This window comes from Alteromonas nitratireducens, from assembly GCF_040812025.1.
GTDB lineage: Bacteria > Pseudomonadota > Gammaproteobacteria > Enterobacterales > Alteromonadaceae > Alteromonas > Alteromonas nitratireducens.
The window spans coordinates 1-16777 of record NZ_JBFNPK010000029.1 but is presented as its reverse complement, the minus strand read 5'-3'; the positions used below and the strand labels follow the sequence as shown (position 1 = coordinate 16777).

The 16777-nt window shown below is 51.9% G+C and carries 14 protein-coding genes; 11 read left to right on the top strand and 3 right to left on the bottom strand.

What is annotated here, in order from left to right:
* Window positions 1–89 (top strand): IS3 family transposase (locus AB1N33_RS16270; RefSeq protein ID WP_411269965.1); only part of this gene is annotated, 89 nt, incomplete at its 5' end.
* Between the two features lie 61 nt (window positions 90–150).
* On the opposite strand, the gene AB1N33_RS16265 is transcribed toward AB1N33_RS16270, so the two are convergent.
* Window positions 151–2403, bottom strand: coding sequence for an acyl-CoA dehydrogenase (locus AB1N33_RS16265; RefSeq protein WP_411272621.1), 2253 nt, complete (start codon window positions 2401–2403; stop codon window positions 151–153).
* A gap of 226 nt (window positions 2404–2629) precedes the next feature.
* On the opposite strand from AB1N33_RS16265, the gene AB1N33_RS16260 reads away from it, so the two are divergent.
* From AB1N33_RS16260 to AB1N33_RS16230, 7 genes are all read left to right on the top strand, one after another.
* Complete coding sequence (locus AB1N33_RS16260) at window positions 2630–4936, top strand: efflux RND transporter permease subunit (RefSeq protein WP_411272620.1); 2307 nt, start codon at window positions 2630–2632, stop codon at window positions 4934–4936.
* Entirely contained in the window at window positions 4933–5727 is a 795-nt protein-coding gene (locus AB1N33_RS16255) for an outer membrane lipoprotein-sorting protein (protein WP_411272619.1), read from the top strand. Before AB1N33_RS16260 ends, AB1N33_RS16255 begins: the two co-directional genes overlap by 4 nt.
* A 3-nt stretch (window positions 5728–5730) precedes the next feature.
* A complete protein-coding gene (locus AB1N33_RS16250; RefSeq protein WP_411272618.1) occupies window positions 5731–6927 on the top strand; it encodes a hypothetical protein in 1197 nt (398 codons plus the stop codon).
* A gap of 8 nt (window positions 6928–6935) precedes the next feature.
* On the top strand, window positions 6936–7484 hold the full coding sequence (locus AB1N33_RS16245; protein ID WP_411272617.1) for an outer membrane beta-barrel protein: 549 nt from the start codon (window positions 6936–6938) through the stop codon (window positions 7482–7484).
* Window positions 7485–7549: 65 nt separating this feature from the next.
* Window positions 7550–7807, top strand: a complete 258-nt coding sequence (locus tag AB1N33_RS16240; protein ID WP_411272616.1) for a DUF3081 family protein — start codon at window positions 7550–7552, stop codon at window positions 7805–7807.
* A gap of 104 nt (window positions 7808–7911) precedes the next feature.
* Window positions 7912–8841 carry an LpxL/LpxP family Kdo(2)-lipid IV(A) lauroyl/palmitoleoyl acyltransferase gene (gene lpxL, locus AB1N33_RS16235; RefSeq protein WP_411272615.1) on the top strand — a complete coding sequence of 310 codons (930 nt, stop codon included), beginning with the start codon at window positions 7912–7914 and terminating at the stop codon, window positions 8839–8841.
* 104 nt (window positions 8842–8945) lie between these two features.
* Window positions 8946–9566 (top strand): toxin co-regulated pilus biosynthesis Q family protein, encoded by a 621-nt coding sequence (locus AB1N33_RS16230; RefSeq protein ID WP_411272623.1) that lies wholly within the window; start codon window positions 8946–8948, stop codon window positions 9564–9566.
* 1 nt (window position 9567) lies between these two features.
* Here the strand turns inward: AB1N33_RS16230 and glnE are convergent, their stop codons facing one another.
* Window positions 9568–12501 carry a bifunctional [glutamate--ammonia ligase]-adenylyl-L-tyrosine phosphorylase/[glutamate--ammonia-ligase] adenylyltransferase gene (gene glnE / locus AB1N33_RS16225; protein WP_443983625.1) on the bottom strand — a complete coding sequence of 978 codons (2934 nt, stop codon included), beginning with the start codon at window positions 12499–12501 and terminating at the stop codon, window positions 9568–9570.
* 60 nt (window positions 12502–12561) lie between these two features.
* Here glnE and AB1N33_RS16220 point away from each other — a divergent pair, with 60 nt between their 5' ends.
* Complete coding sequence (locus AB1N33_RS16220) at window positions 12562–13467, top strand: DUF350 domain-containing protein (protein WP_411272614.1); 906 nt, start codon at window positions 12562–12564, stop codon at window positions 13465–13467.
* Here AB1N33_RS16220 and AB1N33_RS16215 read toward each other — a convergent pair.
* The gene (locus tag AB1N33_RS16215; protein WP_411272613.1) at window positions 13464–13766 is read right to left on the bottom strand and encodes a GIY-YIG nuclease family protein; all 303 of its coding nucleotides are present in this window, start codon (window positions 13764–13766) and stop codon (window positions 13464–13466) included. The two genes, AB1N33_RS16220 and AB1N33_RS16215, sit on opposite strands and share 4 nt — an antisense overlap.
* A gap of 133 nt (window positions 13767–13899) precedes the next feature.
* Here AB1N33_RS16215 and hldE point away from each other — a divergent pair, with 133 nt between their 5' ends.
* The gene (hldE, locus tag AB1N33_RS16210) at window positions 13900–15336 is read left to right on the top strand and encodes a bifunctional D-glycero-beta-D-manno-heptose-7-phosphate kinase/D-glycero-beta-D-manno-heptose 1-phosphate adenylyltransferase HldE (RefSeq protein WP_411272612.1); all 1437 of its coding nucleotides are present in this window, start codon (window positions 13900–13902) and stop codon (window positions 15334–15336) included.
* 219 nt (window positions 15337–15555) lie between these two features.
* Window positions 15556–16647 carry an XrtA/PEP-CTERM system-associated ATPase gene (locus AB1N33_RS16205; RefSeq protein WP_411272611.1) on the top strand — a complete coding sequence of 364 codons (1092 nt, stop codon included), beginning with the start codon at window positions 15556–15558 and terminating at the stop codon, window positions 16645–16647.
* Window positions 16648–16777 lie beyond the last annotated feature (130 nt).

The window sequence follows — 16777 nt, the reverse complement described above, 5'->3', positions numbered from 1 at the left end:
TCGACTATTACAACAACGAACGTATTAAGCTGAAACTAAAAGGCCTGAGTCCGATACAATATCGAAATCAGGCCTTGGTCGCCGCTTAGAAATGAGTCCAACTTTATGGGGTCACTTCAGTGAAGCCGCTTTTTAATTTATGGTGCTGCGTTACGCTGCGTTTTGTTCACCGTCTTCGACCGCACGAAGGGTCTCAGTCGCCGGCAGTAACTCCATGTCGAAGGTGTATTCGTCAACACGAACAGCCAGTTTACGCTTCTCGTCATAGTCGTGAAGCAGTGCTGCCTCTTCGGCGTTGATAACGCCTTTTTCCTGCAGCTTGTTCAGCGCATTTTCCAGCGATACGAACGGCACAACAGACTCTTTACGCAGTGCTTTCTGCACTTTGCCAAGCAGGTGCGCTACTGCATGCTTCGCTTTAAAGGCCTGCTCGTTGATGTCGTTACCATCACCTTTCACAGGGCGAACCAGGTGCGTCAGCTGTGCTTTCACGCTATTGTCCTGCATGGCCGCCAGTGACAGCTCACGTACCAGATCATCACTGATGCCAGGCACGCTGCGTGAGTAAGTGTTAGTCAGTACTCGCATCAGGCCGCGCGCAGCGGTGTTCGGGAAGTTGTTGATGAACTCAACAATTGCCTTGTCTGCCTGCTGCAGAGACCATTGCATGGCGTACTCAAAATAAGGCAGAGCCAGTTTACGGTCCTCGATACGCTGTTCGTAGAAACGAACGGCGGCCATAGCACCATACAGGTAGCTCATGACGTCGCCAAGACGGGCAGACAGCAACTCTGCTTTCTTCAGATCGCCACCCAGTACAGCCAGTGACAGATCTGCCAGTGGCGCCAGCTTGGCCGCAATTTTGTTCAGGCGTTTTTCGTACTTACGTACTTCAGGCAGCGCTGACTCAGACTTACGCAGGAACGGCAGATAACTCTGACCCAGACTGCGGAATGCATTCGCTACGCTGAAACCGATGGTTTTACGCAGTACCTTGTTAAACTCGCCATCGGCTTTGCTGTCATCGCTGTGGATCAGGTCAACCATTTCCTTCAGGTAAGGATGGCAGCGCATCGCGCCCTGACCAAAGATCATCAGGTTACGGGTCAGGATGTTTGCACCTTCAACCGTAATCGCAATAGGCAGTGCAGAATAGCCGCTTGCCAGCGTATTTTGCGGACCACGCTGAATGGCTTTACCTGCCTGTACGTCCATCGCTGAGTTCAGTACATCACGACCAAGTTCGGTCATGTGATACTTCGCAATCGCGGTGACAACCGACGGTTTTACACCCAGGCCAAGCCCTTCGGTGGTCAGGACACGCATTGACTCAAGCAGGAAGGTTTTGCCCGCGATGTCCGCCAGCTTCTCCTGAATACCTTCAAAACGTCCGATTGGCAGACCAAACTGCTCACGGATAAACGCGTATTCGGCGGTACCTTTCAGTGCAGACTGACCGGTCGCGACACCCATTGCCGGCAGTGAAATACCGCGGCCCGCGCCCAGACAGCTCACCAGCATCTGCCAGCCGCGTCCGATATTTTTCTGACCTCCAATAATGAAGTCCATTGGAATGAATACGTCCTGACCACGGGTTGTACCGTTATAGAAACGCACGCCCATTGGATCATGGCGGTTGCCCAGCTCAACCCCAGGGTGTGACTTAGGCAGCAGGGCACAGGTAATACCCAGTTCCAGTTTGTCGCCCAGCAGTTGGTCAGGGTCATACACTTTAAATGCCAGACCGAGTACGGTCGCGATCGGCGCCAGGGTAATGTAACGCTTGTCCCAGCTTACGCGCAGACCAAGTACTTCCTCACCGTTGTATTCGCCTTTGGTGACAATCGCCGCATCAGGAATGGCGCCGGCATCGGAGCCTGCTTCCGGGCTTGTCAGTGCGAAACATGGGATATCGCGGCCATCGGCAAGGCGTGGCAACCAATAGTCCTGTTGTTCGCTGGTACCGTAGTGCATCAGCAGCTCACCCGGACCGAGTGAGTTAGGCACCATAACGGTGACGGCAATCGCGCCGCTTTTCGCTGCAATTGTGGCAACGATCGTAGAGTTGGCATACGGGCTGAACTCAAGACCACCGAATTTCTTCGGAATGATCATTGAAAAGAAACGGTTTTTACCGAGGAAATCGATAATTTCCTGAGGAATATGCTTGCCGTTACCAAGCTCAAAGTCGTCAATCATGCCCAGCAGTTCGGTAACCGGGCCATCGAGGAATGCCTGTTCGTCCGCACTCAGTTTTGCCTGCGGAATGTCACGCAGTGCGCGCATGTCAGGCTTACCCTGATAGATTGACGATTCAATCCATACGTCACCGGCATCCAGTGCTTCCTGCTCGGTAACTGAAATAGGGGGTAGGACTTTTTTTAAGCTAGTTCTGATACTCATAAAACTCATCCGCTCATCTGACCAGTTGTGTGTTTAGATACTACACCTTTTTTTTTAAAGATCAAATTACATCGGCGTAACACCGGCCAGAGGCGGTGAAAAGTGGTTAACATTCACTCACATGACATCGGGCAAAAGAATACTCAGGTCTTCTTACTAAGAGTCGTTATACTATTGAATAAAAGGAAGATAGACTTAACGCCTACTCAATTGGATGACGCTTGCTATGCAACCAGCCCCTAAATGGATGAACTGGTGTCTGAACGCACCAAAAACCCTGATAGTCCTGTGCCTTATCATGACGGTGGTCGCCGTCGTGGGGGCAAAAAATCTGTATTTCCGTGGTGACTACAAGGTGTTCTTCGAGAAGGACAATCCGCAGCGCGTTGCGTTTGAGGAAATGCACAACATTTTTAACAAAAGCGAGAACGTGTCATTCATGATTGTGCCGGAGTCGGGCACCATTTATCAGCCGGATACCTTCTCACTGTTGTATTCACTGACGGATGAGGCGTGGCAGACACCGCTGTCAACCCGGGTAGAGTCGCTGGCAAACTATCAGCATACCTACGCTGAGGATGACGATCTGATTGTTACCGACCTCATTGCTCAGCCTGAGGTAAGTGATGCTGACACGCAACAGGTGCGGGACATTGTCAGCGCTACCCCGGAACTGACCGGCAGGCTGGTGTCGGATAATGGTGATGTTGCTATTATCAATATCACAGTTCAGTTGCCGGACGGCGACCAGACACAGGAAGTCATCCAGATTGCCTCATTTGCCCGGGAGATGCAGGCCAAATATGAAGCCGCGTACCCGGGACACACGATTTACCTTACCGGTATGGTGATCATGAACGATGCGTTCGCGGTTGCCGCCCAGGAGGACAGCCAGACCCTGATCCCCATGATGTTCCTGATCATTGCTGTGATGATTGGTCTCATCACGCGCTCTGTGTATGCCGCAATTACCACCATGATTGTCGTGATCCTGTCTATAGCGGTGACCATCGGCGTGGCGGGCTGGGCGGGTTTATTCCTGAGCACTGCTACGGTCAATGTGCCGACCATGGTCACCACACTTGCGGTAGCAGACTGTATTCACGTGCTGGTTGGCGTGCGGCAGCGTCTTCAGCAGGGCGCTGACAAACGCGCTGCGATTATCGACAGCCTGAAACTGAATAAACGTCCGGTTATTATTACCAGCGTGACGACCGCCATCGGCTTTCTGATGCTTAACTTTTCTGCCGTACCGGTACTGGCGGATTTGGGCAACATGACCGCCGGCGGTGTAATGCTGGCCTGCCTGCTTTCGCTGACCCTGTTGCCGGCATTGTTAATGGTAGGGCCTGCACTGACCCGCGAGCGGGCAGCGTCGTCGGGTGAGACGTTTGTGCGCTTGGGTGATGTAATTGTTCGCCACTACCGCAAAATTCTGCCTTTTTCCGCACTGATTTTGCTGGTCTCCAGCCTGTTTTCAGCCAATAACGAGCTGAATGATATTGCGGTGCGTTATTTCGATGACACCAGTACCTTCAGACAGGCCGTCAATAAACATGAAGAAACCATGGGCGGTATGTCGAATATCGATTTTGTGATTTATACCGACACGCCTTATGGCGTCACAGACCCGGCACTGCTACAGGAAATTGACACCTTCACTGCCTGGTTACGTGAAAAGCCGCAGGTGCACCATGTGCTGTCGTTTACCGACACCATGAAGCGCCTGAATATGAATATGCATGGTGATGATCCGGCGTTTTACCGTCTGCCAGAGGACCGTGAGCTGGCATCCCAGTATGTGTTGCTGTATGAGATGTCATTGCCCTATGGGCTTGATTTGAATAATCAGATGGACCTGGACAAATCGGCGCTGCGCATTATTGTGATGCTTGATAACCTTGGCAGTAAGGAGTTTACCGCGTTTGAGACCGAAGCAAAGGCGAAATTTGCTGAGCTGAATCCTGATGTGCGGGTCACTGCTGCCAGTCCGCCGCTGATGTTTGCACATATCGGCGAGCGTAATATGGAAAGCATGGTGTTTGGCACCGTATTAGCCCTGGTACTGATTTCCGGACTGATTGTTATTGCACTGCGTTCATGGCGTCTGGGCCTGGTCAGCCTGTTAACCAACCTGATCCCCGCCGGCGTCGGATTTGGGGTGTGGGGCATGATTTCCGGAGAAATTAACATGGCGTTGTCAGTGGTGTTAAGCATGACAATGGGGATCATTGTCGACGATACCGTGCATTTTCTGTCGAAATACCAGGTTGCCCGACAGCAGCAACAGTCGGTTGCTGACAGCGTACGCTATGCATTCAAAACGGTGGGTATGGCGCTGACCACCACCACGGTAGTGCTGGCTGCGGGCTTCGGGGTGCTGACGTTCTCCAGTTTCCTGTTAAATGCGCATATGGGGCAGTTAACCGTTATTATTATTATTGCCGCACTGCTCATCGATTTACTTTTCTTACCGGCGTTCCTGTTGTGGCTGGATAAAGATACGACAACCAAACAAGGGGTAACGACATGACGTTATTTCATCGCTTAATCAGCGCCACCGTTGTGATGTTTCTTGCGCTCCCTGTCTGTGCGGCGTCTGACGACTCAGAAGCGCGTGGTCTTGAGATTGCGAAAGAGCGTAAGGCCCGCGATCGCGGCTGGGATAATTCAACCTCAGAAGTCCTGATGATCCTGCGTAATGCTCAGGGACAGGAAGCCACCCGGCAGATGGAAGTGCGTACCATGGAAATGACCGATGACGGCGACAAGGCGCTAACAGTGTTTCAGTCGCCACGTGATGTCAGTGGCACGGCTTTTCTCAGTTTTTCGCATGTAGAAGACCCGGATGAGCAATGGATTTACCTGCCTGCGTTAAAACGCGTCAAACGTATCGCATCAAAAAACAAGTCAGGCCCTTTCATGGGCAGTGAGTTTGCCTTTGAGGACATGACGTCTTACGAAGTGGAAAAATTTGATTATCGTTACATTGGTGACGATACCCTTAACGATATGCCGATGTTTGTTATTGAGCAGTATCCTAAATATGATTTCTCGGGGTATTCCAAGCAGACAGTCTGGATTGATAAAGAGCACTACCGGGTCTATAAGGTTGACTTTTATGACAAAAAAGGCGACTTACTAAAAACGCTGGAATTTGACGAGTTCAGTTTGTATCTCGACAAATACTGGCGGCCACATAAAAGTTACATGTTCAACGTGCAAACCAATAAGTCGACCGAACTGGTCACCGAGTCACTGCAGTTTGCCGTAGGCCTGGACGAGTCAGACTTTGATAAAAACAGTTTACGCAGGGCGCGATAATCAGTGAGAACACAGTTAGCAGTAGCCATAGCGACAGGATTGTCGCTTTCATGTCCGGTAATGGCAGAGGTCGATATTGCGGGACGTACAGGCGGTGACGTCCGCTATTTTCTGCAGGATCCCGCCTATCCTCAGCAGCAGCGAACCCAGATATCGGTGTTTGCCGAGCCGGAATTTTACACTGAATGGAACGACGGCAATGACAGTCTGCTGTTTCGTCCGTTTGCCCGATACGACAACACCGACAGTGAACGTACCCATGGCGACATTCGTGAACTTCAGTGGCTGCACGTGGCAGACAACTGGGAGACGCGCGTTGGTATCGGAAAAGTTTTCTGGGGGCAGACGGAGTCGGTTCACCTGGTCGATATAATTAACCAGACCGACACCGTAGAGGCGGTTGATGGCGAAGATAAACTGGGCCAGCCCATGGTTAATGTGCGATTCTTCGGCGACTGGGGCACGTTCTCTGCGTATGTGCTGCCGTATTTTCGCGAGCGTACGTTTAACGGTGCTGAAGGACGCCTGCGTCCACCGTTACCGATTGAGGCATCAGACGCCGTTTATGAATCTGACCAAGAAGAACGGCACATCGATTATGCGCTGCGCTGGCAACGGAGCCTGGGACAGTGGGAAGTTGGTCTGTCATTTTTTGATGGCACCACGCGGGAACCTGAGCTTATTGCGCCGGATCTGACCTCGCCGAATCCGCAAATTTTGCCCTACTATGCACAGATTCAGCAGTACGGGCTGGATGTGCTGAATGTCTCTGGTTCATGGCTGTGGAAGCTGGAGGCGATTTATCGTCAGGGACAGAGTCAGGACTTTGCTGCGGCAGTGGCGGGGTTTGAATACACGACGGTCGGTATTCTTGATACCCAGTACGATCTTGGCGTGCTGATGGAATACCAGTTTGATGAACGTGAAGACAACTACTTTGCGATAGCCCAGAACGACCTGATGGTCGGGTTGCGTTTTATCCTCAACGATATTGACGGTACTGAAGTCCTGGCGGGGTTTGTACAGGATTTTGATAATACCGATACCTATACCGCTTTTGTTGAGGCGTCCAGCCGTATTACTGACAACTGGCGCTGGAGTCTGGATGCGTACTTTTTCAGCTCTGACACGCAGGATGATACCTATTACTTCATCCGGCGTGACGATAACCTTCAATTTACACTTGAATATTTCTTCTAAGGACGACTATGAGAACGTTATTCCTATTGTGTGCACTTAGCCTGGTTAGCCTGTCTGCAAGCGCCACTGAGAAAATGTATGCCGTGGCCGGTGTGGCATTCAACGACATGGACTTCAGTGAGCAGGACGAAAGTGGTGTGGGTTACACGCTGGCCATTGGTCATCAGTTTCATCCACAGTGGTATGTGGAAGCGGGCTATCTGAAACTGATGGACGATCTGTCTGACACCGACGGGCTGGAAGGCGATGCGCTCTATCTTGCCGTACTGGGTAAAGCAAGCAGCCGTCAGGGTGAGCTGTTTTACAAGCTGGGTGTGGCGCGTGCTGATATCCAGGGACGTGAAGCGGCTCTGGCAGACGACAGCTGTGCCTTAGGCAGTGCACAAGGCGGCACCTGCTATTTTGACGAAGGGGTAATTGCCGGACTGGTGGGATTAGGTTTTGATTATCATCTGACGATGCAGAGCATGGTGCGCCTGGAGTATACCTATCTGGGTGGCGAAGAATCGTTTTCGTCGCACTGGGTAAACCTGGCGTTTCGTTATAATTTCAACTGACAGCGGTACTGAACTGATCGCGTCGACGGGCAGTACCTACCTTATCTGACACGTAGGGAGCAGCAATGAAAAACGAACTGGATAACAAATTTCTGTTACAGGTATTCGAAAAAATTCGTCAGTTTGGTGAGCATGACGGTGACGTCTACCGCTTAAACGGGATTAAGGCGTTTACCGATCTGGACGGATATACGCTGTTTATCGAAGATGCCAAAGTGAAGTTGTCATTTGGTTTTCACAACCAGTACCACTTCGATTATGACTCCCGGGATGACTTCGAAAATTTTGAAAAGAAACTGAAGTCCATCGATAAGGAATACTGACCCACCATCTCCTCTGACAAGGCACCGGCGAAAGGGGAAAGGCTTTTCGTCGGTGGTCAGTGTCGATACAATACCCGCCAGTTAACGCGAAACGGGCAACAGTATTGGCAAACGCAATTAAAGCACCGACCTTTAAACTGGCATTCCTTCACCCTCGTTACTGGGGGATTTGGTTCGGGGCCCTTATTTTATATCTCATTACCTGGTTACCTTTGCGCCTCATTCGCGCACTGGGTGCCGGAGCAGGGCGTTTGATCGTCAAACTGGCACCGAAGCGGGCGCATACGGCAAAACGCAACCTCGAGCTATGCTATCCCGATATGGATGAAGCATCACGCAAAGCGTTGCTGGATGAAAATGTCCGTCGCACCGGCATGGCACTGTTTGAGACTGCTGCTGGCTGGTGGTGGCCGGCATGGCGCATGAAGCGACACTTTCATGTGGAAGGGACAGAGCACCTTGAAGCCGCGCTGGCAAAAGGCAAGGGGGTCTTCGGTATGGCTCTGCACAACATGAATGTAGAGTTTGCCTGCCGGGGCCTGGGGTATTTTTATCCGAGCATTGCGTTTTACCGCAAGCACAACAACCCGCTGTTAGATTACCTGCAGTACTATGGTCGCTTGGGTGCGAATAAGTATCTGATTGATAAAAGAAACTCGAAAGCGCTGCTGGAAGCCATGGAAGAAGGGGAGCTGTGTTTGTACCTGCCTGATCAGGATTACGGCCGCAAGCAAAGTATTTTTGTGCCGTTTGGTGGCGTGAAAGATGCCGCGACGACCACCGCAACCATGATGTTTATCCGTCGTACTGAAGCGGTGCCGATGATGCTGACCTCCCAGTACACTAAAAATGGCTACAAGGTGAAGTTCTACCCGCCTATAGAGGAAATTCGCGACATGGATGATGAAACGGCGCTGACGTTTCTGAATGAGACGATTCTGGATATCGTCAACGAACAGCCTGAAAGCTATCTGTGGATGCATAAGCGTTTTAAAACCCGTCCTGATCCGGACAGCCCGTCACTGTACAAGTAGATGCTAAGGACGCCGGTATGGCGTCCAAAATCCAGCATAGCATTGAAACATCACGTGAAATCGCAGTACTATGCCATCAGGTTAGTTCGCTGCGGCAGTCACAGATGGCACAAAAATCGTTTTCAAGCACAATGTTCTGGGCAAAACATATTGGTCTTGCCATGGTGCTGGTTATTGTCGCCGGTGTGGTTATTTTTCTTGAAAGAGAAATGGAGCAGGAGCCTGTTCCTGAAGGCGAAACCAAAGAAAAAACGGTGCAAACCGGGCTGAGTGAATTTTACCGCGAGTTCCGTCAGTCATCGACCAATCCGATAAAAGAAGACTCCGGCGACTTTGTGATGGACCTGAATGCCTCAGAACAGCCGCTGGATGCCAAACTGGAAGCCATGTCCAGTCGCACGCGGCCGGTTGAGGAACGCTGGACCGGCGAACATAAATACCGCACATTCCGTGCCGGGACAACGTTGCGCGAAGCCATTACGCAATATGCGCAGCAGGAGGGGATGCAGGTTATCTGGGATCTGGATCAGGATTTCGTTATCAAACACCAGTTCCAGATGGATAACACTATTTCCGGCTCACTGGCGAAAATCGCATCCGCCATCAACAGCAACTTTGAAGGTGAGGTAAAAGCCTATCTTTGTCCCGGCCAGCGTTCGCTGGTTGTAACTTCCAGCCCAACCGCGTTTCTGAAAGAAAACTGTACCGTTGTGCGGCCAGGCTAATCTAGTGGCCGGCTTCACCCAGTACCGCTACCCACTGTGACTGCACGGCTTGTCTGAGTCGTGTCAGCGACTCGGTCTGCTCAGCAAACTGATGGTTTGCTAACGTCAGATGGTGATACTGATCGCGCAGTTGCAAATAAGCCTGCTGTAGTTGCTGCGCGTCCTGCGTTGGGATAATCCCTGACTCACTGAGTGCATCAAGGATCCGCAGGTTATCGGTATAGGTCATGATGTCAGGGTGGTCAGAGGCATTGGCCAGAACCCAGTACTGGGTCATAAATTCAATATCGGTAATGCCGCCCTCACACTGTTTCAGGTCGACCAATACGTCGTCCTGTTTCAGCAGGTGTGCACGCATTTTAGCGCGCATGTCTGCTACGTCCTGACGCAATTTGTCATGGTCTCTTGGTTGCCCGAGTACCTCAGCACGAACGCGGCTAAAGTCGTGTAACAGCGCCTCATCCCCCAGTACCCCGCGGGCCCTGACCAGTGCCTGATGTTCCCAGGTCCAGGCTTCTTCCTGCTGATAGCGCCGGAAGCCGTCAATATGACAGCACAGCAGCCCGGCACTGCCAGAGGGGCGCAAACGTAAATCCGTCTCATACAGCTGGCCAAACAGCGTTTTGGTGTTTAGCAGGTGCAATACGCGCTGCGTTAATTTGATATAGAACTGCTGGGACTCGATGACTTTCGGGCCGGTTGTGCTGGACTGTTTGGGTGCGTTATGTAAAAACACCAGGTCAAGATCACTGCCATAGCCCAGCTCGTAGCCGCCGAGTTTGCCGTAGGCAATGGCGGCGAAACCAAGCTCATCACCGGTCAGGTGACCGGGCTTGCCAAAGCGCGCTTCCATTTGCTTCCAGGCGGCGTGAAGCACATGCTCCAGCAGAACTTCCGCAAGCACAGTGAGTTTGTCACTGACGCAGGCGACCGGCAAAGAGCCACTTATGTCGCTGGCGGCAATACGCAACTGCTGACACAGCTTAAACTGCCGCCAGCTGTCCATCAGCAGTTCGGTGTCATCCTCGTCAACCCGCAACAGGCTCTGGCGAAGCTCCTGCAGGTAATCATGGCGGCTTTGTGCAATATCGGTATTTTGCTGTTGCAGATAAAGCGGGGTGAGTAGTTCATCAAGCAACAGCGGGAAGCGGCGGATTTCATTGGCTATCCACTCACTACGCTCGCACAGGCGCACGAGCTGGCGCAGCACATCCGGATTTTCCAGCAACAGATCAAGGTATGTTGTTCTGCCGGTGACGGCCTCAACCACACTCAGCACGCGTGCCAGAACCACCGGAGTTTTGTCCGGTGACTGACTGATCAGAACAAACAGTAGTTCGGGAAGGAGTTTATTTAACGTATCTTCGCCGCGTTGTCCCAGCCGGTAGCTGCGCTGCTGCTGGCGAAACGACTGCAGCACATCATACACGGTCTCACTATCCTGGGCAGAAAGAAAAGGGCCGAAGGCGTCGCTGAATTCCTCTTTTTCCAATGCGAGCTGCCAGGCATCGCGGCAGGCATTGAAAAGAGGATCATCGTCAGCATGTGCATCAGTCGGATCGTCAATCAGCGCATTAAACTGGCTGTGGATCCGGGCCATAGTGGCATCCAGTTGCTGAAAGAAGCCGTCCGTGCAGTCTTCGCCCATCACCGCAACCAGTGCGTTCAGCTTCCAGCCGTCATCCGGCAGTGTCTGGGTTTGTGCGTCTTCAGCCTGCTGCAAGGTATGCTCGACTTTGCGCAGATAGAGGTAATCCTCTGTCAGCACCCGGATGACGTCGTTTTCCACCAAATCAAGGTCGGCGAGGGCGCGCAGCGTGGCAAGTAATGAACGCTCCTGTAACACCGGCTCGCGTCCACCGTGTATCAGCTGAAAGCTTTGTGCAAAAAATTCAACCTCGCGAATACCGCCGGTTCCCAGCTTGATATTGTTATTCAGGCGGCGACGCCGGGTTTCTTTTGCAATCAGCTGCTTCATGTCACGCAGCGCATCAAGCGTAGTAAAGTCCAGATAACGTCGATACGTGAAGGGCTGTAAGATGCTTTCAAGCTGCTTCAGATAGCGAGTCTGCACCGGGTTAACCACCCGCGCTTTGATCATGGCAAAACGTTCCCAGTGACGTCCCTGCTCCTGATAGTAATCTTCCAGCGCACCAAAATGCAGAGTCAGCGGGCCTGATTCTCCAAACGGCCGCAGGCGCATATCGACCCTGAACACCTGACCCTCTTCGGTAATGCGGTTCAGGGCATTAATTAGCTTTTGCGCAAGTTTGGTGAAAAACTGCTGATTTTCAAGTGACTTTCTTGCCCCGGAGGTTTCCCCTTTGGTGGGGTAGGTAAAAATCAGGTCAATGTCGGAGGAAAAGTTCAGCTCTTTTCCGCCAAGCTTACCCATAGCCAGGATATACATGGGCTGAGGCCCCTCAGGCCCATCGGGATAACCATACCTGTCTGCCAGATTGTGATAAAGCCAGTCATAGGCGGCGACGATTAGCGCGTCCGCCAGTTCCGATACCTGTCGCAACGAGTCCGTTACAGGCTGGGCATTCTGTAAGTCCTGCACGGCAATGGCTGTCATAAAGTAATGACGGGTCAGGCGCAGCTGACGCATGAGCTCATCTTCGTTTTCAGCCTGCCCGACGCGGTCTCTGACTAAGTCAGAAAACGTCCCGGTGCAGGCAAGCACGTCAGGACGTGAAATAACCAGGTCATCAACCCAGTCAGGGTGGCGTATAAACTGCTCTGCCACAAAATGGGAGCGCGCAAACAGGGTTTTCAGCACACTGGCAATGGCGTTGTTGCGGTATTGCCCGTGCGAGGCCTCGTCGAAACGCTGCCACAATAATGCAGTGTGAGGTGAGTCTGTGCTGTTATTTACGTCGTCTGCAGGCATAATGTTATGAAAGTTTCTAACCGGACTGGCTGAGTCTGGCATATTTCAGGATTGCCGACCAGCTACGACGCCGCACACCGGCGTAATGAGGAGCAAGACAACGTGGAAACACTGGTTAAATTAGTCCCTGTAACCCCCGATATCTGGATATATCTTGCCATCGATATCGTGTTGGCAATGCTGTTGTTGCTTGTCCTTAAATGGATGACAGGCCTGTTTCGTAAAAATCCCGTGTCTGAAGAACTGGGTGTCAAAGACAACTTTGCTTTTGGTATTGCAATCGCGGGCAGTATGTTGTCCTTGTGTATTGTGCTTAGTTCAGTGGTTGGCAGACATGTCGGGCAGGGGTATGAGAATGCGGCGCTGGGCATGCTGATGTTTGGTGGTGTGGGTATTGTACTGGTTAAGTTCGGTCGCTTTGCCCATGACAAGCTGATCCTCAACCGTGTGGATACGGTTGAAATGATTTCTGAGCGCAGCGTGAGCATTGCGCTGGTGGATGCCGCCAGCCTCGTTGCCAGCGCTATTATTCTGCGCAGTATTATGATTTGGGTAGATGGCAGCGACATGAAAGCGCTGATTGCCATCGTCTCTGGTTTTACCGTGGTATTAACCATTTTGCTGGTCATGACCCGCATTTTCGAAGCGCGTTATGCGCGCGGCAACCAGAACGGCTCGTTTCAGGGCGCGCTCAGAAATGGCCAGCTTGCGCTGGCCATTGAGCATTCAGGCAACCTGCTGGGTACAGCAACCATTGTGTCGTCGGCAGAGGGGCTGCTGGAATACAATCCGTCGGGATACGTCAGTAATGTGACCGGCTGGCTGATAGTCAGTGTCGCACTGGCTGTGGCGCTGCATCTGATGGTAATGGTAAGCAAAAGCGTGGTGTTCAGCGGCATGGACTGCCGTATGGAGGTCGACCAGCAGCATAACGTGGGCGTAGCGTCCGTCGGGTTCACTCTAAGTCTGGGGATTGCCATGATTGTTAGCGGCGTGCTGGTGAGTTAACACGCCTCAAATTGTGGTGTGACCCAGGTTGCGTCAGGCAGGTGCGTGTGACTGATGAGCGCCAGTTTTTGGGCGCGGCTAAGCTGCTTCAGCTGGTATTCGGTCTTCATTGCCTGAGAGCGGCTAGCGACCTCAAATACGGCGCGAAACTTGAGTGGCGCTTTGCCTTTTAACGCTTTTGCGCCGCCGGGTTTTTCACCACGATGCTGGGAAATCCGGCGTACGGGATCATTTGTCATACCGGCATACAACTGACCCGTTTTATTTTCAATCAGGTACACATACCATGGCATCGACATGACATCCTCATCGCTGGCGTTGGCTGTTATACTAGGACGGTGTTTATAAGACACTGGCTTCGTTGCCGGTGGTTGCAGGCTAACGCTACCCTGTCCGTATTAACAAATTCATTAATCTAAAAGTGATAACGCAATGATATTACCAGATTTCAGACATGCCCGCGTCCTCATCGTGGGGGACCTTATGCTTGACCGTTACTGGAGTGGCGGCACCGGACGGATCTCTCCGGAAGCACCGGTACCGGTGGTGAATATCACCGCCAGCGAGGATCGTCCCGGTGGTGCTGCCAACGTAGCAATGAACGCGGCAACGCTAGGGGCCAGCGTCACGCTAATGGGTCTGTGTGGTGATGATGAAAATGCCACGCTGCTGAGGCAGCGCCTGGAACTGGTTGATGTTGATTGTCAGTTTGTTGTCTGTAAGGAGCGGGACACCATTACAAAACTACGGGTAATGAGCCGCAACCAGCAGCTTATCCGCATGGATTTTGAAAAAAGCTTTGCGGATATTGATAAATCAGCACTGAACGCCGCGTTCGAAAAAGCGCTGGATAATACCGACATTGTTGTGTTGTCAGATTACGACAAAGGCTGTCTGAGCGATCCCCAGTCACTGATTGCAATGGCGAGAGAAAAAGGGGTTGCCATCGTGGTTGATCCGAAAGGCAGCGACTTTGAAAAATATCGCCGTGCCACGGTGATTACGCCGAATATGGCCGAACTGGCCCGGGTCAACGGTGAAGCCGCGAACGAAGACGATCTGGTTGCGAAAACACAGGCGTTGCGGGAAAAACTGGATCTGGATGCGCTTCTGGTCACGCGCTCTGAGCAGGGCATGACCCTGTTTGAAAAAGGCAGCAGCGAATTCCATCTACCGGCAAAAGCAAAAGAAGTGTACGACGTTACCGGCGCTGGAGACACGGTGGTGTCAACCATGGCGGTAGCACTTGCGTGTGACCTGCCGCTGCAGGCAGCCTGCGTGCTGGCGAACCTTGCAGCCAGCGTGGTGGTCGGTAAATTGGGTACCTCCACTGTGACCAATACTGAACTGGCGATGGCAGTTGGTGAGCAGTCACTTCACCTTGACGGCGGAGTAATGAACGAGGAACAACTCAAAATTGCAGTGAAAGCCTCGCAGTCCAGAGGCGAGAAAATCGTCATGACCAATGGCTGTTTCGACATTCTGCATTCCGGCCATGTCAGCTATCTCGAGGAAGCGGCCGCGCTTGGAGACCGCCTGATTGTCGCGGTTAATACTGACGAGTCAGTTGCCAAATTAAAAGGACCCGGAAGACCGGTAAATAACCTGAACCGGCGGATGGCGGTGCTGGCGGGTCTGAAAGCGGTCGATTGGGTTGTGCCGTTTAGCGAGGACACACCACGTCGCCTGATTTCGGAACTGCTGCCAGACATTCTGGTCAAGGGCGGTGATTATTCGCTTGATGCTATCGCAGGAGCCAAAGAGGTACTGGAAAATGGCGGCGACGTGAAAGTGCTGACCTTTGAAGAGGGCGTATCGACGACCGGGATTATTCAGCGGATTGTTGAACATAAGGTAAAAAAGCAGTAACAGCAGCTGCACAATAGGTGTCTTGCTAAAAAGCCTCCCGTGGTCGCCCCGCTGGGAGGCTTTTTTATTGGTGAGGCGTGATCAACACACTGCAACACGTCACCAGGACTTAACAGGTTTGACAGGTAACGGGAAAAGCACAGAATGAATCGTGGCGGCGCTGTGCCCTTTACGTTAAGCTAGTCAGGTTTTCAACGCAGGTTTAACGCGGTAACAGGCATGTACGAGAGTTATTACGGACTTAATTCCAAACCCTTCCAGCTCACCCCTGATCCGGCATTCTTTTTTGCCAGTAAGTGGCATAAACGGGCAATGTCCTATTTGCAGTATGGGTTGTCACAGGCAGAGGGATTTATTGTGATCACCGGCGACATTGGTACCGGTAAAACAACCATCGCCAACAGCCTGCTTGCCGATATTGAAGATGACATTGTTGCAGCCCAGATTGTCACACCTAAACTCTCCCCCGATGAGCTGGTAAAGATGGTGGCAGCGAAATTTGAGCTGGATACCACTGCCAGGACCAAAGCAGATATTCTGAAAGATCTTGAGGTATTTTTACACCAGCTCAGTAAGCAGGGTAAACGCGCGCTGTTGCTGGTGGATGAGGCACAAAACCTGCCGCTGGAAACTATCGAAGAGTTAAGAATGCTATCCAATTTTCAGGTTGCCGGCAAACCCCTCCTGCAAAGCTTTTTGCTGGGACAGGAAGAACTCCAGCCCATCCTGCGTGCACCAAACATGGAACAGTTCCGTCAGCGGATTGTGGCGTCCTGCCATCTTGCGCCACTCACACAGGAGGAAGTCCGGTCTTATATTGAGTACCGCATGCACCACGCCGGATGGAACGGTAACTCACTGTTCTCCGATGACGCATTTGCGCGTATCTATGCGTTCACCCGAGGCGTACCGCGTAAAATTAATACCCTTATGGATCGTATTCTGCTCTATGGGTTCCTGGAAGAGCTTGATGTGCTGACGGAAGAAGCCGTGGATGCAGTAATTGATGAGGTGAAAGAGGAAATGTTTTTGCCCGAGCCAGTAGTGGTTGCAGCAGAAGCACAAGCCCCAGGCGATGAAGACGCCGCGTCATCCACCGGTCATGTTTTTCTGACCCCAAATGGCAACGTGGTGAAGGAAGTAGAGCATTACAAAGCGATGCTGGGTGAGCTGGTCGACGCGCTCGATGATGCGATTGGTCACAAAGTAAAACTGACACAGTACATTGATAAGCTGCTGAAGAAAAAATACAGAACGTATGTGCGGCTAAAAACTGACGTGTCGTCGACAGACGGCCAGGGCGAAAAATAAAGGCGGTCAATTGAAGTGACCCCCAATAGTTGGACATTCCAATTACTGGGGGTCTTTTTATGTCCAAATACAATAGAGCGTTTAAGTTAAAGCTCGCCAAACTCGCTCAAACTCTATCTTCCGGGGAGGT